This window comes from Streptomyces sp. NPDC058000 (assembly GCF_042886435.1).
Taxonomy (GTDB): Bacteria; Actinomycetota; Actinomycetes; order Streptomycetales; family Streptomycetaceae; genus Streptomyces.
Map to the genome: position 1 here is coordinate 1 of NZ_JBHVQS010000101.1, position 17,997 is coordinate 17,997.

A 17,997-nucleotide genomic window follows, 5' to 3' on the forward strand; every position below is an offset into this window, starting at 1 on the left:
TCACACCGGGCCACAAGCCGCGGGCGACGCACCGTTGGGTGCGTCGCCGGCGGCTTTTTCGTGGTGCCTCACTGGGCGCCGATGGCCTCCAGCATGTTCAGCCGGGCCGCCCGCCGGGCCGGCCACAGTGCGGCCAGCACCCCGACGACCAGGGCGATCAGCAGGAACAGGCCGAGCCGGCCCCAGGGCAGCACCAGCGCGTAGGTCGGGAAGGACGAGCCGACCAGGCTGCCGCCGGCCCAGGCCAGGAAGATGCCCAGGGCCATGCCGAGGACCGCGCCGAAGAGCGAGATGACCACCGACTCCAGCCGGACCATCTGCTTGATGCCGCTGCGGGCCAGGCCGATGGCGCGCAGCATCCCGATCTCGCGGGTGCGCTCGAAGACCGACATGGCCAGGGTGTTGACCACGCCGACCACCGCGATGATCACGGCCATGCCGAGCAGCCCGTAGACCATGTTCACGATCGTGTCGATCTGGCCGGCGGCCTCCTTGCGCAGGTCGTCACGGTTCTGGATCTTCACCAGCGGGCTGTCGCCGAGCGCGTGCCGGATGTCCTTGGCCAGCGCGGCGGATCCGCCGCCCGCCGTCTTGACCAGCAGTTCGTCGTTGCGGAACCGGTCCAGGTGCGGATCGACCAGGGCGGTGGAGGCGAAGGAGGAACCGAGGGCCTCGTTGTCCGCGTAGACCGCGGCGACCTTCAGCGCGGCCTTCTTCTTGTCGTAGAACTCGACGTGCACGGTGTCGCCGGCACGCCAGCCGTGCTCCTTGGCGCCGGTCTGCGACACGGCGATGCCGCCGGCCTTCACGGCGTCCAACGAACCCTGGGTGACGGTGAGTCGGGTGACCTTGCCGATCTGGTCGAGGTCGGTGCCGCGGAGATAGCCGAAGCCGCTGTCCCGCCCGGGGCCGGAGTCGGTGGTGAAGCCCGCGCCGCGGATCGGGGCCATCGCCTCGACGCCGGGCACCTCGGCCACCTTCGCGGACAGCTTCGGGTCCAGGCCGACGTACGTGGAGGTCCGCACCTGGTAGTCGGCGGTCAGCCCGCTGCCGGCCATCTTGTCCATGGCCACCTGGGCGGAGTGCCCCACGACGGTCATCCCGGTGATCAGGGTCAGGCCGATCATCAGCGCCGATCCGGTCGCCGCCGTCCGCCGCGGGTTGCGCAGCGCGTTCTCCTTGGCGAGCTTGCCGCTGACACCGAAGACCCGGGTGGTGACCGCGCCGGCCAGGGAGACCAGCGGCCGGGACAGCAGCGGGGCCAGGATGATCACGCCGGTCAGGGTCAGCATCGACCCCGCCATGGCGATCGGGAGATCGTCGCCGGAGGTCAGGGTGGAGACCCAGAGCATCACGGCGACGCCGGCGCCGGCGACGAGCGCGCCGAGGGCGTTGCGCACGACCAGGCTGCGCGGGGCCGGCGGCGCCTCGACGGTGCTCAGCGCCTCCACCGGAGCGATCCGCGCCGCCTTACGGGACGGCAGCCAGGCGGCCAGGACGGTCACCAGCACACCGACCCCCAACGAGGCGAGCACCGCGGCCGGGCTGATGACCACCGGGCCGTCCGGGAAGCCCGCACCGCCTGCGTCCAGTACGGCCCGCAGGCCCACCGCGATCCCGGCACCCAGCGCGAAGCCGACGACCGAGGAGACCAGCCCCAGCAGAGCGGCCTCGGCGAGCACCGAGCGCACGACCTGCCGGCGGGAGGCGCCCACCGCGCGCAGCAGCGCGATCTCGCGGCTGCGCTGGGAGATCAGCATGGTGAAGGTGTTGGCGATGATGAAGACCCCGACGAACAGGGCGATACCGGCGAAGGTCAGCAGGGTCTTGCTGAGCGCGCTGTTCTGCTCGGCGATCATCCGGGCCTGCTCGGCGGCCAGGTCGCTCCCGCTGGTCGCCTCGGCGCGCTTGGCGGGCAGCAGCGCGCGGACCTTGGCGGTCAGCGCCTGCTGATCGGTGCCGGGGGCGGCCGCCACCACCAACTCGTCGAACTGACCGGGGTGCAGATACAGCTTCTGCGCGGTCGCGGTGTCGAACAGCGCCAGGCTGCCGCCCGCGGTCACCGCCGGGTCGTCGGTCGCCACGATGCCGACCAGCTTCTTCGTCAGCACCGGGCCGTCGGTGGCGAAGCGCACGGTGTCGCCGACCGTCACACCCGCGGCCTTCGCGGTGGTCTCGGCCAACGCCAACTCGCCGCCGGAGGCCGGGCCGCGGCCCCGGATCAGCGGATAGCGGCCGTCCTTGCCGTCCTTGCCCGGCTGGTAGTTGACGGCTCGGTTCTGCCAGCCGTTGCCGATCGGTTCCCCGTCCCGGCCGGCCAGCGTCGCCTCGCCGGTGACGTCGGAGCGTACGGACGCCACGCCCGGCAGGGCCCGGATCCGGTCGGCCAGCCGCTCGTCGAGGGCGGTGGCCCGCTTGCCGTCCTTCCCCGGACCGGGGCCGGTGCCGGGGTCCGAGGTGGCCTTGACGGAGACGGCCACGTCCTTGAGGTTCTTGGCGGAGGCGTTCTTGATGGCCTCGCCGACGGTGTCGCTGAAGATCAGGGTGCCGGCGACGAAGGCGACGCCGAGCAGGACCGCGAGCGCGGTCATCAACAGGCGGGCTTTGTGCGCGAGGACGTTGCGCAGGGCGGTTTTGAGCATGGTGGTGTGTCAGTCCTGGGTACGGGGCCGGGGCCGGGGCTCGGGTGTGGGGCGGCCGGCTACGGACAGCTCGGCGGCCGGCGGCCGGCCGGTCCGGCCGGCGACGGGTTCGTGCGGCCGGCGGGTAGCTGGTCCGGCCGGTGGTTAGCTAGTCCGGCCTGCGACTAGTTGGTCCGGCCTACGGTTAGCTTGTCCGGCCTGCGACTAGCTGGTCCGGCCTGCGACTAGCTGGTCCGGCCTGCGGCCTCGAAGCGCCGCATCCGGTCCAGTACGGCGTCCGCGGTCGGCTCGGGCAGTTCGTCGACGATCCGGCCGTCCGCGAGGAAGACCACCCGATCCGCGAAGGCCGCGGCGACCGGGTCGTGGGTGACCATCACCACGGTCTGGTCCATCGCCCGCACCGACTCCCGCAGGAAGCCCAGCACTTCGGCGCCGGAGCGGGAGTCGAGGTTGCCGGTCGGCTCGTCCGCGAAGATGATCTCCGGCTGGGCGGCCAACGCCCGCGCCACCGCGACCCGCTGCTGCTGGCCGCCGGAGAGCTGGGCCGGCCGGTGCTTCAGCCGACCGGACAGACCCACCGTGTCCACCACCCGGCCGACCCACTCCTGGTCCGGGCGACGGCCGGCGATGTCCATCGGCAGCGTGATGTTCTCCAGCGCGGTCAGCGTCGGCAGCAGGTTGAACGCCTGGAAGATGAAGCCGATCTTGTCCCGGCGCAACCGCGTCAGCTGCTTGTCGTTGAGCGCGGCCAGCTCCACGTCGCCGATCCGGGCCGAACCGGTGGTGACCGAGTCCAGCCCGGCCATGCAGTGCATCAGGGTGGACTTGCCGGACCCGGACGGGCCCATGATCGCGGTGAACCGGGCCCGGCCGAACTCCACGCTGACGGAGTCCAGCGCGACCACCCGGGTCTCACCCTGGCCGTAGACCTTGCTCAGATCCGTGGCCCGGGCGGCGACGGCCGCGGTGGCGCGGGTGGGGAAGGCGGGACGGGGGACGGCGGTGTGCGGCACCACAACTCCTGGGAGGCGACGAGGACGAAAAGGACGGCGGACAGCGCGAAAACGCTCTCCCATCCTCGACGCCGTAGGTCGGCCAGGGCTTCGGCCGGAAGGACCGAAAGCCGGACCGGTCGGAAGTGCCACACCCGGCGGCCGCGTCATCCTCTGGACGGACGGCCGTCCACCCGCAGACCGACGCGGACACGCCAGGGCCGGGCCCGGTCGGCAGCCAGAGCCGGGCCCGGGGCGGGGTCAGAGCCGGGCCCGACCGGGGTCAGGGCGACGGTTCGCCGACCCGCCGCCAGAACTCCGCCACGATGCCGTCGAGGAAGACCCGGCCCGCCTTGCCGGCCTCGTCCGGCGCGGCCCCGCCGGTCCAGCTCAGCGAGGCGGTCATCGTCGCGTGGTACTCCTCGTGCAGCGCCTGGAGGACCTGCTGCAGCCGCTCCTTGGGCACCGGCGCGAGCTTGCCGACCGGGCGGACGTAACCCTGCCAACGGGTGGTGGCGGCGCTGGTCAGCAACTCGACGAGGCGGTCCTCCTGGCCGGTGAAGCGGATCAGCGAGGGCAGCGGCAGCTGCAACGTCTCCGCCAGCGCCGCGGCCTGCCGATCGGTGCCGGTCCACCGCCCGCCGGCCTCCAGCCGCTCGTACGCCGCCTGGTCCATGCCGATCCGCAGCGCCAGGTCGGCCGGGGCGAGACCGAGCGCAAGCCGGAATTCGCGGAGCGTACCGGGGGTGCCGAGGAGTTCGGCGGGGGCGCACCACAAGGCGCCGGCCAGCGCGGTCAGTTCGGTCTCGGTGGGAGCGTTTTCCCCCAATTCCCAGGACGCCACCGTGGCGGGTTCCAAACGAATTCCGTAGGCGGCCCAGATTCCGTACGCGACATGCGCGTGGGTCATGCCCAGGGCCTCGCGCAGCCGACGGGCCGCGGCGGCGTTGAAGGGGGGCCTGCGTGCATCCCCGTCGTGCGTGTTCACCGGCACACGGTAAGTGACGAGGTGGCTTCGCACCTATCGTGTAGATATCCAAGTTTGCAGGTTGGAGGAAACTACGGAGTGCCCGGCCGGCCCCGGCCAGCTTTCGGTGGTTTCCGGTCAATCTCGGCCGATCATGCCGCTGGCCAGGCGCTTTGCGTCGACGATTCAGCTCTCCACGGCGCCTCCGAGGGCGAAGCCGCCGCCGAGCCGTTTGGAGATAAGGATGTACAGCGGGACCACCGGTGTCGAGTGCGGGATCGAGAATGCGGCGAGTTCCCCGAAGGCGACCGCACCGTAATTCCCGAAGAAAGTGAAAATGCCGACCGACGCCGGAAGGTTCTCGGGCGAGAGCAGCTGCATGAACGGGACGAAGAAATTCCCCCACCTCATGATGAAGGTATGGACCGCGACGACCGAGAGGCCGGGACCCATCAGCGGCAGGAAGACCCGCAGCAGCCGCGGGTGGATCACACCGGGTCAATGCCCCGACCAGCGGTAGCGCAACTCCGGGCGGCCGACCTGTCCGTACTGCGGGGCCCGGGCGGCCCGGCCGCCGGTCACCAGGTGCTCCAGATAGCGGCGGGCGGTGATCCGGGAGATGCCCACGTCCGTGGCGGCCTCGGTCGCGGTCAGGCCGTCGACGGCGGCCCGCAGCACATCGGTCACCGCCCGCAGGGTGGCCGGGGTCAGCCCCTTGGGCAACGCGGCCGGCTGGGGCGCGCGCAGTGCCGCCAGCGCCCGGTCCACCTCGTCCTGCCCACTGGCCTCCCCGGTGGTCGCGCGGAACTCGGCGTAGCGCAGCAGCCGGTCCCGCAGGGTGGCGAAGGTGAACGGCTTCAGCACGTACTGGACGACGCCCAGCGAGACGCCCTCGCGGACCATCGCCAGATCGCGGGCGGAGGTCACCGCGATGATGTCCGCGGTGTGCCCGGCCGCGCGCAGCGTCCGCACCAACTGGAGCCCGTGGCCGTCCGGCAGGAACAGGTCCAGCAGCAGCAGATCGACCGGGTGCTGGTCGAGGTGGCGGCGGGCGCCGGCGCCCGAGTGCACGGTGCCGGACACCGCGAAGCCCGGCACCCGCCCCACGTACAGCGCGTGCGCGGCCGCGGCGACCGGATCGTCCTCGACGACCAGCACCCGGATGGCCTCGGCGGGGCTCATCGGACCGTCCCTTCCGTCGTCCGCAGCGGCAGCCGCACGGTGAACCGCGCGCCGCCCCCCGGCTCCCGGTCGAGCCCGACCGTACCGCCGTGGCGGTGCACCGCCTGCCGGACGAGCGCCAGGCCCAGCCCCCGGGCGCCGCCGCCGGTGCGCTGCTTGGTGGTCCAGCCGCGCCGGAAGACCTCCTCGGTGGTGTCGGCGGCGACCCCCGGCCCGTTGTCCGTGACGCACAGCAGCAGTTCGCCGCCGTCGGCCCGCGCGGTGATGTGGACCCGGGGCGGTGCGTCGTGCTCCTGCGGCGGGGCGGCGGCGTCCAGGGCGTTGTCGATGAGGTTGCCCAGCACCGTGACCAGGTCGCGGGCGGGCAGGTCCGGCGGGATCACCCCGTCGTCGATCCGGCTGTCCTCGGTCAGGACCAGCTCCACGCCGTGCTCGTTGGCCTGTGCGGCCTTGCCCAGCAGCAGCGCGGCCAGTACCGGTTCGGCGACCGCGCTCACCACCTGGTCGGTCAGCACCTGCGCCAGCTCCAGCTCGGCGGTGGCGAACGTGACCGCCTCCTCGGCCCGGCCCAGTTCGATCAGCGAGACCACGGTGTGCAGCCGGTTGGCCGCCTCGTGCGCCTGCGAACGCAGCGCCTCCGCGAAGCCCCGTACGGAGTCCAACTCGCCGGAGAGCGCCTGGAGTTCGGTGTGGTCGCGGAGGGTGACGACGCTGCCGCGGTGCTGGCCGCCGGAGACCGGCGAGGAGTTGACGACCAGCACCCGCTCACCGGTCAGGTGCAGTTCGTCGACCCGCGGGCCGGCCGCCAGCAGCGCCTCGGTGAGCGGCTCCGGCAGCCCCAGCCCGTCGACCGGCCGGCCCACCGCGTCCCCGGTCAGGCCCAGCAGCTCCCGCCCGCCGTCGTTGATCAGCGCGACCCGGCCCGTCCCGTCGAGCATCAGCAGCCCCTCGCGGACGGCGTGCAGCGCGGCCTCGTGGTAGTCGTACATCCGGGCGAGCTCGGCGGCGTTCATCCCGTGGGTGTGCCGGCGCAGCCGGGCGTTGACCACGTACGTCCCCAGGCCGCCCAGCGCCAGCGCCGCTGCGGCCACCCCCACCAGCGCCAGGACCTGGTCCCGCAGCTGCTGGCTGATGGTGGCGATGGTGATCCCGGAGCTGACCAGCGCGGTGATCCTGCCGCCCCGCTCGGGGTCGCGGACCGGGGCGACGACCCGGACGGACGGGCCGAGCACGCCCAGGTGGGTCTCCGGGAAGATCCGGCCGCGGAGCGCGGGGCCGATGTGGCCGAGGTACTTCCCGCCGATCGCGGACGGCTCCGGGTGCGTCCAGCGCGTCCCGTCCGGCGCCATCACCACGACGAAGTCGACACCGGCGTCCCGCCGCAGCCGCTCGCTGTACGGCTGGAGCGCGGCGGTCGGGTCCTTCGTCCGGGCCGCGGCCACCACGGCCGGGGAGTCGGCGACGGCGGTGGCCGCCGCGGTCGCCTGCCGCCGGGCGGTCTCCTCCGCCTGGCGTCCGGCGTTCACGTACGCGAAAACCGCGCAGCCCAGCACCACCACCGCCACCAGGACCACCTGCATGGCGAAGAGCTGTCCGGCGAGGCTGCGGGGGCCGCGCAGCCGCCGTGACGGGCGCGAACGGGGGAGGCGCATGCAGAACAGTCTGCACGGTCACTTTTACGTGAACGAAATGCACGTAAGGGTGACGGGCGCCACAGCGCCGTGCATAGTCGCCGGGACTTGTTGTGCGCCGTGAGCCGCTTCACCGGCGCAGAACCGTGTCCCCCCTTGTCAGAAAGGTAGGGCAGCCGTGGCTGCACAGACCCCGTCGTCCCGGGGCACCGCCGAGGACTCTCCGCCGGCCAAGCGGGACCGGACCCACTTCCTCTACCTCGCCGTGATCGGCGCCGTCCTGCTCGGCATCGCCGTGGGATTCGCCGCGCCCGGCGTCGCCGTCGAGCTCAAACCGCTCGGTACCGGGTTCGTCAACCTCATCAAGATGATGATCTCGCCGGTGATCTTCTGCACCATCGTGCTGGGCGTCGGCTCGGTCCGTAAGGCCGCCAAGGTCGGTGCGGTCGGCGGGCTGGCCCTCGGCTACTTCATGCTGATGTCCACCGTGGCGCTGGCCATCGGCCTCCTCGTCGGCAACCTCCTGGACCCCGGCGCCGGCCTGCACCTGACCGACGCGCTCCGGCACGCCGGCCAGGCCCAGACCGCCGGTGGCCACGAGTCCACCACCGACTTCCTCCTCGGGATCATCCCGACCACCCTGGTCTCCGCCTTCACCCAGGGCGAGGTGCTCCAGACCCTGCTGGTGGCGCTGCTGGTGGGCTTCGGGCTACAGGCGCTCGGCAAGGCCGGCGAGCCGGTGCTGCGCGGCATCGGCCACGTCCAGAAGCTGGTCTTCCGGGTGCTCTCGATGATCATGTGGGCGGCGCCGGTGGGGGCCTTCGGCGCGATGGCCGCGGTCGTCGGCGCCACCGGGCTGAGCGCCCTGAAGTCGCTGGCCGTCATCATGATCGGCTTCTATCTGACCTGTCTGCTCTTCGTCGTCGTGGTGCTCGGGGCGCTGCTCCGGCTGGTCGCCGGGGTGAACGTGTTCGCGCTGCTGAAGTACCTCGGCCGCGAGTTCCTGCTGATCCTGTCGACCTCCTCCTCGGAGTCGGCGCTGCCCCGGCTGATCGCGAAGATGGAGCACCTGGGCGTCAGCCGCCCGGTCGTCGGCATCACCGTCCCGACCGGCTACAGCTTCAACCTCGACGGCACGGCCATCTACCTGACCATGGCCTCGCTGTTCGTCGCCGAGGCGATGGACAAGCCGCTCGCCCTCGGCCAGCAGATCTCGCTCCTGGTCTTCATGATCATCGCCTCGAAGGGGGCGGCCGGGGTCACCGGCGCGGGCCTGGCGACGCTGGCCGGCGGCCTCCAGTCGCACCGGCCCGAACTCGTCGACGGCGTCGGCCTGATCGTCGGCATCGACCGCTTCATGAGCGAGGCCCGGGCGATGACCAACTTCGCCGGCAACGCGGTGGCCACGGTCCTGATCGGCACCTGGACCAAGGAGATCGACAAGGCCCGGGCCACCGAGGTGCTGGCGGGCCGGCTGCCGTTCGACGAGCAGACGCTGACCGCCGACGGCCACGGCACACCGTCCGACACCGACACCGGCACCGGCACCGGCACCGGCAGCGAAGCCACCGCGCCGGTCGACGGCGGCAAGGCGTCCGCCGCGGTCTGACGCTCACCCGTGGGTCCGTCCGGTGGTCAGGATCGGACCGGCCCCGACGCCGGGCGGTGCCCCGGGCGCGCAGGAGGGGAGAAGGGGCGGGTGCCGCGGGCACCCGCCCCTTCCGCGCGCCGCCGGACCGGGCCGCCGCCGGGTCCGTTGTCAGTGGCGCACGGCGGCCTCAGGCAGGCGCCAGCCAGACCGTGGCCAGCGGGGGCAGCACCGTCGCGACCGAGGTGCGGCGGCCGTTCCAGGCGACCGGCTCGGTCTTCAGCGGATCGGGGCCCGAGATCCCGCTGCCGCCGAAGCGCGGGTCGTCGGTGTTGAGGACCTCGCGCCAGACGGGGACGTCGCCGGGGACGCCCAGCCGGTAGGCGTGCCGGACGACGGGGGAGAAGTTGGTGACCGCGATCAGCGGGCTGCCGTCGGTGGCGTAGCGGACGAAGGAGAAGACGTTGTCCTCGCTGGCGTCGCCGTCGATCCAGCAGAAGCCGGCCGGGTCGGTGTCGCGCTCCCACAGCGCGGGGGTGGCCGCGTAGCGGCGGTTCAGCTCCCGGACCAGGTCGCGCACGCCCCGGTGGTCCGACGCCGCCTCGTAGGACGGGTCCAGCAGCCACCAGTCCGGGCCGTGCCGCTCCGCCCACTCCGCGCCCTGGGCGAACTCCTGCCCCATGAAGAGCAGTTGCTTGCCCGGGTGGGCCCACATGAAGCCCAGGTACGCCCGGTGGTTGGCGCGCTGCTGCCACCAGTCGCCGGGCATCTTCGACACCAGCGCCCGTTTGCCGTGCACCACCTCGTCGTGCGAGATCGGCAGCACGTAGTTCTCCGAGTAGGCGTAGACCATGGAGAACGTCATCTCGCCGTGGTGGTACTTGCGGTGCACCGGCTCCTTCTCGACGTAGCCGAGGGAGTCGTGCATCCACCCCATGTTCCACTTCAGCCCGAAGCCCAGCCCGCCGAAGCCGCCCGGCCCCACATGGTGCGTGGCGCGGGTGACGCCGTCCCAGGCCGTGGACTCCTCGGCGACGGTGACGACACCGGGGCAGCGGCGGTAGACCGTCGCGTTCATCTCCTGGAGGAAGGCGACCGCGTCGAGGTTCTCCCGGCCGCCGTGGACGTTCGGTGTCCAGCCGCCGTCCTCCCGCGAGTAGTCGAGGTAGAGCATCGAGGCGACCGCGTCCACCCGCAGCCCGTCGATGTGGAACTCCTCGCACCAGTAGACCGCGTTGGCGACCAGGAAGTTCCGCACCTCGGTGCGGCCGTAGTCGAACTCCAGCGTGCCCCAGTCCGGGTGGGCGGCCCGCACCGGGTCGCCGGGCTCGTACAGCGGCCGCCCGTCGAACTCCGCCAGCGCCCAGTCGTCCCGCGGGAAGTGCGCCGGCACCCAGTCCATCAGCACCCCGATCCCGGCCCGGTGCAGGGCGTCGATCAGGAACTTGAAGTCGTCCGGGGTGCCCATCCGGGCGGTGGGCGCGTAGAAGCCGGTCACCTGGTAGCCCCAGGAGCCGCCGAAGGGGTGCTCGGCCACCGGCATGAACTCGACGTGGGTGAAGCCCAGGTCCTTGACGTACGGGGGCAGCTGCGCGGCGAGCTGACGGTACGTCAGTCCGGGGCGCCAGGAGGGGAGGTGCACCTCGTAGACGGAGAAGGGACAGGCGTGCACGGGGCGCTCGCCGCGCCGGGCCATCCAGTCGGCGTCCTGCCACACGTAGTGCGAGGCGTGCACCACCGAGGCGGTGGCCGGCGGGCACTCGGTGCGCCGGGCCATCGGATCGGCCCGGACCGTCTTCGACCCGTCCGGCCGGGTGATCTCGAACTTGTACAGTTCGCCCTCGCCGAGGCCCGGCAGGAACAGCTCCCACACCCCGGACGAGCCCAGCGACCGCATGGGGGTGCCGGTGCCGTCCCAGTGGTTGAAGTTCCCCACCACCCGGACGCCCAGGGCGTTGGGCGCCCACACGGTGAAGCGGGTGCCGGTCACCCCCTGGTGCGTCATGACCCGCGCTCCGAGCGCCTGCCAGAGCTGCTCGTGCCGGCCCTCGCCGAAGAGGTGCAGGTCCAGTTCGCCGACCGCGGGCAGGAGGCGGTAGGGGTCCTGCACTGTCAGGGTGGTGTCGCCGTAGTCGACCAGCAGCCCGTAATCGGGGATCTCCGGGAGCGGCAGCAGCCCCGCGAACAGTCCGTCGCCCTCGGAGTGGAGCGCCGCCCGCAGCCCCGGCGCCACCACCGTGACGGCCTCGGCGAACGGCCGCAGGGCCCGGACCAGCAGCCCGCCGGGCGCCGGGTGCGCACCGAGCAGGGCGTGCGGGTCGTGGTGCGCCCCGGCGAGCAGCCGCCCGCGGTCCTCGGCGGAGAGCGGCGCGGCCCGGCGCACACCGGAACCACCGGCCGCCGGGCGCACCGCGGCCGCGCCGGACGGAGGCGCGGCCGCGCCGCTCGGGGCCGGGCCGGGCGGGGGAGTGGCGCGGGGAGATGGGTGGGGCGGGGTGGGGGCAGAGGTGTGAGGAGTGGCGGGAGGAGAGGGATGGGGAGTGGCAGGGGGAGAGGGGCGGGCGGTCACGGGTGGAGCCTCCTCGGGGGCGGGGATCGGTCGGTCGGTTCCGGACGGACGGCGCACGGCGCACGGTGCGCGGCGTACGGGGCGGGGCCGGCAGCGGCTGCCCCACGGGCGCGGGCTCAGCCGGCCCCCGGGTCCCCGCAGGCCGCCAGCCGCCGGATCGCCGCCATCGGCACCGCCAGCCAGTCGGGCCGGTGCCGGGCCTCGTACAGCACCTCGTAGACGGCCTTGTCGGTCTCGTAGGCCCGCATCAGTTCCGGGGCGGAGCGCGGGTCCAGGCCGCCGGCCTCGGCATAGCCCAGGCAGTAAGCGGCACGGGTGCGGCGGGCCCAGTCCAGCGCCCACGGGTCGCCGCCGGCCGGGCCGCTGCGGGCGGCGTAGTCGAACGAGCGGAGCATCGCGGCGACATCGCGGACGGCCGGCTGCGGGCGGCGGCGCTCGGTCAGCGGCCGGGCCGGTTCGCCCTCGAAGTCGATCAGCGCCCAGCGGCCCCCCTCCACGGAGCGCAGCGTCTGCCCCAGGTGCAGATCGCCGTGGATGCGCTGGGCGGCCCAACTGCGGCCGTCGTGCCCCATCGCGGCGAGCGCGTCGAACGCGGTCCGCAGCCGTACCCGGTAGGGCTGGAGCACCGGTACCGCACGGGCGGTGGCCTCCAGGCGCTCGTTCATCTGGGCGGCGATCGCGTCCAGCTGCGGGCGGCGCAGCTCGGTGGTGGGCAGCGCCTGGGCGAGCGCGGTGTGCACCTCGGCGGTGGCGTGGCCGAGCGCCCGCGCCGAGCGGGTGAAGTCGGCGCGGACCGCGAGTGCGTTGAGGGCCAGTTGCCAGCCGTCGGTGGAGCCGGCGAGGAAGGGCTGGAGGACGCCCAGCGTCGTCGCCTCACCGCCGTCCTCGGGGGTCGCCGACTCGAACCACGCGGCGGGCGCCGGCACCCGGGCGCACCGGGCGCCGGCCAGCGCCCGCGGCAGCTCCAGATCCGGGTTGATCCCGGGCTCGATCCGCCGGAAGACCTTCAGGATGAACGTATCTCCATAGACGATCGAGGAGTTGGACTGCTCCACCGCGATCGGCCGGGCGGTCAGCCCCGAGGGGATGTCGACGTCCGGTTCGCGGCAGAAGCGCAGCGCCCCGATCCGGCCGGGCGCCCGCAGCCGCTCCAGCAGCAGTCCGCACAGCCGGTTGTCCAGCAGGGCGTCGTAGACGGTGCGGCCGCGCAGTGGGCCGCCGGCCGGGCGGCCGACCACCGCGGGCGCGAGGTGGAGCGGCGGCGCGGGGTGGGTGCCCAGCAGCAGCTGGTAGCAGTCGCCGCCGGCCGGGGCGCGGCTGGGCGGGGCGCTCTGCTGGGCGCGGACCAACAGCTGGAGCAGGCCCGGCGCGCTGCCCTCACCGGTGCACGGCAGCAGTTCGGTCGCGGCGACCAGCGTGAAGCCGGTGAGCAGCCGTCCCTTGCCGGCGAACCAGCGCTGTCGCGGTACCCACTCGGCCAGCAGCGGCGCCAGTGAGGACAGCAGATCGGGGGCGGCGACCAGCGAGCGGTCAGGGGTGTGGCGGGTGGCGCGGGTCGAGGCGGTGTCCGACATGGCGTCGCGTCCTTTCCCCGGGCACACGACAGACAGGGCAAAGTGTCCCGGAATGCGGCCTTTACGATGCGGCCGTGCGGGACGTGTCGGGCGAGATCGTCCGTACGGCGTGGCGTTTTCGGCGTTCTCAGCGTTCTCAGCGTTCTGAGCGTTCTCGACGTTCTGAGCGGCTTCAGCGTTCTGAGCGGCTTCGGCGTTCGCTTCGCTGCGCGGGGGTGCCCTCCCCGAGCTCTGCCGAGCAGGGGGCTCCCACCCGGGCCCGGGGACCGTCCATGGCCCACCCGGCCCGTGCGGTAGTAGGGAGGTTGCCCGAGCGGAAGGTCGAAAAACGCCCGTACGCGCCAGACGGTCGCGTACGGGCGGGGACTTCCCGGGGCCCGGATCCGGTGACGGCACGGTTCCGCCGGGCCCGAGGGCCTGCCTATCCGACCCTGGTCCACCGGACAGGACCTAGCCGGCCTGGTGCGCGTTCCTGCGGAGTCGGAACCAGTAGAAGCCGTGGCCCGCCAGGGTCAGCAGGTACGGCAGCTTGCCGATCGCGGGGAAGCGGACGCCGCCGATGAGTTCCACCGGATGGCGGCCGCTGAACGCCTGGAGGTCCAGCTCGGTGGGTTGCGCGAAGCGGGAGAAGTTGTTCACGCACAGCACCAGGTCGTCGTCGGCGCCGTCCTTGCCCGGGGATTCCCGGAGGTAGGCCAGCACCGCGGGGTTGGACGAGGGCAGCTCGGTGTAGCTGCCGAGTCCGAAGGCCGGGTTCTGCTTGCGGATCTCGATCATCCGGCGGGTCCAGTGCAGCAGCGACGAGGGCGAGCTCATCGCGGCTTCGACGTTGGTGACCTGGTAGCCGTAGACCGGATCCATGATGGTCGGCAGGAACAGCCGGCCGGGGTCGCAGGAGGAGAACCCGGCGTTGCGGTCCGGGGTCCACTGCATCGGCGTGCGCACCGCGTCCCGGTCGCCGAGCCAGATGTTGTCGCCCATCCCGATCTCGTCGCCGTAGTAGAGGATCGGCGAGCCGGGCAGGGACAGCAGCAGCGCGGTGAACAGCTCGATCTGGTTGCGGTCGTTGTCCAGGAGGGGGGCCAGGCGGCGGCGGATGCCGATGTTGGCGCGCATCCGCGGGTCCTTGGCGTATTCCGCGTACATGTAGTCGCGTTCTTCGTCCGTGACCATTTCGAGGGTCAGCTCGTCGTGGTTGCGGAGGAAGATGCCCCACTGGCAGCCGGAAGGGATCTGCGGGGTCTTGGCGAGGATTTCCGAGACCGGGTAGCGGGATTCCCGGCGGACCGCCATGAAGATGCGCGGCATGACCGGGAAGTGGAAGGCCATATGGCATTCGTCGCCGCCGACCGCGTAGTCGCCGAAGTAGTCGACCACGTCCTCCGGCCACTGGTTGGCCTCGGCCAGCAGAACGGTGTCCGGATACTGCGCGTCGATCTCGGCGCGGACCCGCTTGAGGAAGGCGTGCGAGGCCGGCAGGTTCTCGCAGTTGGTGCCCTCCTCGGCGTAGAGGTAGGGCACCGCGTCCAGCCGGAAGCCGTCGATTCCCAGGTCGAGCCAGAAACGCAGGGCGGAGACCATCTCCTCCTGGACCGCCGGGTTCTCGTAGTTGAGGTCCGGCTGGTGGGAGAAGAAGCGGTGCCAGTAGTACTGCTTGCGGACCGGGTCGAAGGTCCAGTTGGAGACCTCGGTGTCGACGAAGATGATCCGGGCGTCGGCGTACTGCTTGTCGTCGTCCGCCCAGACGTAGTAGTCGCCGTACGGGCCGTCCGGATCGGTGCGGGATTCCTGGAACCACGGGTGCTGGTCGCTGGTGTGGTTCATCACCATGTCGATGATGACCCGCATCCCGCGCTGGTGGGCGGCGTCCACGAATTCCACGAAGTCGGCGAGATCCCCGAATTCGGGGAGTACCGCGGTGTAGTCCGCGACGTCGTAGCCACCGTCCCGCAGCGGGGATTTGAAGAACGGCGGCAACCAGAGGCAGTCCACCCCCAGCCACTGAAGGTAGTCGAGCTTGGCCGTGATGCCTTTGAGGTCCCCGATTCCGTCACCGTTGCTGTCCTGGAAGGAGCGGACCAGCACCTCGTAGAAGACCGCCCGTTTGAACCAGTCGGGATCGCGGTCCTTCGCCGGGGTGTCTTCGAACGTGTCGGGAACAGGCTCATTGACGATCAATTGGGTGACCCTCCGATCGGTGAGGACGGTCGCAGCGACAGCACGTGAGCCGGCGCGAGTGAGTCGCCCGGCTCCAGGCGCACATAGTTGTCCCTGCCCCAGTGGTAGGTGTCGCCGGTGAGCTCGTCGCGCACCGGGAAGGACTCGTGCCGGCCGAGGCCGAGTTCCGGCATGTCCAACGACACCGTCGCCTCGTGGGTGTGGTGCGGGTCGAGGTTGACCACCGTGAGCACCGTGTCGACTCCCGCGCCGTTTTCCGCGCGCTTGGAGTACGCGAGGACGGCGTCGTTGTCGACCTGGTGGAAGTGCAGGTTGCGCAGCTGTTGCAGGGCGGGATGGCGGCGACGGATGCGGTTGAGGGCGGTGATCAGCGGGGCGATGGTCCGCCCCGTGCGGGCCGCGGTGTCCCAGTCGCGGGGCCTGAGCTGGTACTTCTCGGAGTCCAGGTACTCCTCGCTGCCGGGCCGCAGTGCGGTCGCCTCGCACAGCTCGTAGCCCGCGTAGACGCCCCAGGTGGGGGAGAGGGTGGCGGCCAGGACGGCGCGGGTCTCGAAGGCCGGGCGGCCGCCCTCCTGGAGGTGCGCGTGCAGGATGTCGGGGGTGTTCACGAAGAAGTTGGGCCGCAGGTAGCCGGCGCTCTCGCCGGTCAGCTCGGTGAGGTAGTCGGTCAGCTCCTGCTTGGTGTTGCGCCAGGTGAAGTAGGTGTACGACTGCTGGAAGCCGATCTGGGCGAGGGTGTGCAGCATCGCCGGGCGGGTGAACGCCTCGGCCAGGAAGAGCACGTCGGGGTCGGTGCGGTTGATGTCGCTGAGGACCTTCTCCCAGAACGCCACCGGCTTGGTGTGCGGGTTGTCCACCCGGAAGATCCGGACGCCCTTGGCCATCCAGAAGCGCAGCAGCCGTTCGGTCTCCCGGACCAGCCCGCGGAAGTCGGCGTCGAAGGCGAGCGGATAGATGTCCTGGTACTTCTTCGGCGGGTTCTCCGCGTAGGCGACGGAGCCGTCGGCGCGGTGGTGGAACCACTGCGGGTGCAGGGTGACCCAGGGGTGGTCCGGGGAGCACTGGAGGGCGAAGTCCAGCGCCACCTCCATCCGCAGATCGCGGGCGGTCCGCACGAAGTGGTCGAAGTCCTCGAAGGTGCCCAGGTCCGGGTGGAGCGCGTCGTGGCCGCCGGCCGGCGACCCGATGGCCCAGGGGGAGCCGACGTCGTGCGGTCGTGCGGAGAGCGCGTTGTTGGGGCCCTTGCGGTGGGAGGTGCCGATCGGGTGGACGGGCGGGAGGTAGACCACGTCGAAGCCCATCGCGGCGACCGCGGGCAGCCGCTCGGCGGCGGTGCGCAGGGTGCCGCTGACGACCGCACCGTCCGGGCCGGTCACGGCGCCCTCGGAGCGCGGGAAGAGCTCGTACCAGGAGCCGTACAGGGCTCTTCGGCGCTCGACGACCAGCGGCATCGGGCGGGAGACGGTGAGCAGTTCGCGCAGCGGGTGGCGGTCCAGCGCCTCGGTGACCTGCGGGGCGAGTGCGGTGGCGAGCCGGGTGGCGGCCGGCAGGGTGGCGTCGCGCAGCGCGTCGACGGCGGCCAGCACCCCCTCCCGGCCGTCGCTCTTGGGGACCTCGGCGGCGGCCCGTTCGTGCAGTGCGGCGCCCTCGGTGAGGACCAGCTCGGTGTCGATGCCGGCCGGGATCTTGACCGCGGCGTGGTTGCGCCAGGTGGCGACCGGGTCGGACCACGCCTCCACGGTGAACGTCCAGCGCCCCTCGACGTCGGGGGTGACCTCGCAGGTCCACCGGTCGGTGCCCGCCGCCCGTTCCCGCATCGGGGTCCACGGGCCGCAGCGGCCCGCCGGGTTGCGCAGCACCACGTTCGCGGCGACCGCGTCGTGGCCTTCTCGGAAGACCGTGGCGGAGACCTCGAAGGTTTCGTCCACCACGGCCTTGGCCGGGCGGCGGCCGCAATCGATCTGCGGGCGGATGTCCAGTACAGGGATGCGACCGATCATGGGCTCACCTGGGTTTGTGGTGCTTTGAGGGATTTTGTCCTTTCTATCCGCTCCACGGCAGGGGGGCGGGGTGCGGGCAGGGACGCCCCTGTCCGCTTTCACTCTGCTGGCGGATGGCACGGCGGGCCGGATCGGGCCCCGCCGGCCGGGGACGCGGAGCGGCGTACCCGGTGAGCCTTCCCGTGTGCGGCACGGCGGAAAGCCGCGGGAATGTGAACTACCGATACGTAGCCGCTCACGTCGTGCGATCCGATGGGCGAGGGCCGCCGCCCTGGTGGGCGGCTGCGGCTCGGTGCTGACACGGTCGACGTTCGCCTCCTCAACTCGGTCTGATCACAGCGGAGTTGCGGTGTGCGGAAGTCCGTTGCCGCGCCGGGGCCCGTCGGCGCCACTCTCGCAGCCTCTCGCCGCGCGGGAGTCCGTACAAGACCGCCTGAGGGGGTGGAATTGGCCATATCGGTGGACCCGGCAGTACGGACCGGTGGCGGTCCGCCGCTGGGCAGGGGGTGGGCGTGCCGGATGGCTGACCGGGGGAGGGGTGCACGTGATCGAGGGGCGAACAGGTGACCGCTCAGGGCGAGGTCGGCGGCGTGGTGCCGCACCAGCCCGGTGCGGCGGGCGAGGGCGCGGCGGAGGGCGGTCGCGGCGTGTCGGTCGGCGGCGGGCAGGTCGGC

General features: G+C 72.2%; 10 protein-coding genes and 1 pseudogene. 1 reads left to right on the plus strand and 10 read right to left on the minus strand.

The features are described from left to right. Positions 1-68 precede the first annotated feature (68 nt). The 6 genes and pseudogenes from ACFVT2_RS41970 to ACFVT2_RS41995 all read right to left on the minus strand — a co-directional run bounded on the left by ACFVT2_RS41970 (position 69) and on the right by ACFVT2_RS41995 (position 7,435). Positions 69-2,642 carry an ABC transporter permease gene (locus ACFVT2_RS41970; RefSeq protein ID WP_390027395.1) on the minus strand — a complete coding sequence of 858 codons (2,574 nt, stop codon included), beginning with the start codon at positions 2,640-2,642 and terminating at the stop codon, positions 69-71. Positions 2,643-2,866: 224 nt separating this feature from the next. After that, positions 2,867-3,655 (minus strand): ABC transporter ATP-binding protein, encoded by a 789-nt coding sequence (locus tag ACFVT2_RS41975; protein WP_390027398.1) that lies wholly within the window; start codon positions 3,653-3,655, stop codon positions 2,867-2,869. A 262-nt stretch (positions 3,656-3,917) separates the two neighbouring features. Beyond that, a complete protein-coding gene (locus ACFVT2_RS41980; RefSeq protein ID WP_390027399.1) occupies positions 3,918-4,628 on the minus strand; it encodes an XRE family transcriptional regulator in 711 nt (236 codons plus the stop codon). Positions 4,629-4,787: 159 nt separating this feature from the next. Further along, positions 4,788-5,078, minus strand: a pseudogene (locus ACFVT2_RS41985) (carbohydrate ABC transporter permease); the annotation flags it as partial. Positions 5,079-5,099: 21 nt separating this feature from the next. Then, the gene (locus ACFVT2_RS41990; protein ID WP_390027402.1) at positions 5,100-5,783 is read right to left on the minus strand and encodes a response regulator; all 684 of its coding nucleotides are present in this window, start codon (positions 5,781-5,783) and stop codon (positions 5,100-5,102) included. Further along, positions 5,780-7,435, minus strand: coding sequence for an ATP-binding protein (locus ACFVT2_RS41995; protein ID WP_390027405.1), 1,656 nt, complete (start codon positions 7,433-7,435; stop codon positions 5,780-5,782). The genes ACFVT2_RS41990 and ACFVT2_RS41995 overlap by 4 nt, the downstream gene beginning before the upstream one ends. Before the next feature lie 157 nt (positions 7,436-7,592). Here ACFVT2_RS41995 and ACFVT2_RS42000 point away from each other — a divergent pair, with 157 nt between their 5' ends. Beyond that, positions 7,593-9,023, plus strand: coding sequence for a cation:dicarboxylate symporter family transporter (locus tag ACFVT2_RS42000; protein WP_390027408.1), 1,431 nt, complete (start codon positions 7,593-7,595; stop codon positions 9,021-9,023). A gap of 169 nt (positions 9,024-9,192) precedes the next feature. Here ACFVT2_RS42000 and glgB read toward each other — a convergent pair whose 3' ends face one another. The 4 genes from glgB to ACFVT2_RS42020 all read right to left on the minus strand — a co-directional run bounded on the left by glgB (position 9,193) and on the right by ACFVT2_RS42020 (position 17,323). Beyond that, positions 9,193-11,385, minus strand: a complete 2,193-nt coding sequence (gene glgB, locus ACFVT2_RS42005) for a 1,4-alpha-glucan branching enzyme (protein WP_390027411.1) — start codon at positions 11,383-11,385, stop codon at positions 9,193-9,195. Positions 11,386-11,687: 302 nt separating this feature from the next. Continuing rightward, on the minus strand, positions 11,688-13,145 hold the full coding sequence (locus tag ACFVT2_RS42010) for a maltokinase (protein ID WP_390027413.1): 1,458 nt from the start codon (positions 13,143-13,145) through the stop codon (positions 11,688-11,690). A gap of 450 nt (positions 13,146-13,595) precedes the next feature. Next, on the minus strand, positions 13,596-15,323 hold the full coding sequence (treS, locus tag ACFVT2_RS42015) for a maltose alpha-D-glucosyltransferase (RefSeq protein ID WP_390027416.1): 1,728 nt from the start codon (positions 15,321-15,323) through the stop codon (positions 13,596-13,598). Continuing rightward, positions 15,320-17,323, minus strand: a complete 2,004-nt coding sequence (locus ACFVT2_RS42020) for a maltotransferase domain-containing protein (protein WP_390027418.1) — start codon at positions 17,321-17,323, stop codon at positions 15,320-15,322. The genes treS and ACFVT2_RS42020 overlap by 4 nt, the downstream gene beginning before the upstream one ends. Positions 17,324-17,997: the final 674 nt, after the last annotated feature.

Excerpts from the sequence above, each read along its gene's own strand:
- ACFVT2_RS42020 (WP_390027418.1), bottom strand. The coding sequence starts at position 17,323 with ATGATCGGTCGCATCCCTGTACTGGACATCCGCCCGCAGATCGATTGC.
- ACFVT2_RS41995 (WP_390027405.1), bottom strand. The coding sequence starts at position 7,435 with ATGCGCCTCCCCCGTTCGCGCCCGTCACGGCGGCTGCGCGGCCCCCGC.
- ACFVT2_RS41970 (WP_390027395.1), bottom strand. The coding sequence starts at position 2,642 with ATGCTCAAAACCGCCCTGCGCAACGTCCTCGCGCACAAAGCCCGCCTG.
- ACFVT2_RS42010 (WP_390027413.1), bottom strand. The coding sequence starts at position 13,145 with ATGTCGGACACCGCCTCGACCCGCGCCACCCGCCACACCCCTGACCGC.
- ACFVT2_RS41990 (WP_390027402.1), bottom strand. The coding sequence starts at position 5,783 with ATGAGCCCCGCCGAGGCCATCCGGGTGCTGGTCGTCGAGGACGATCCG.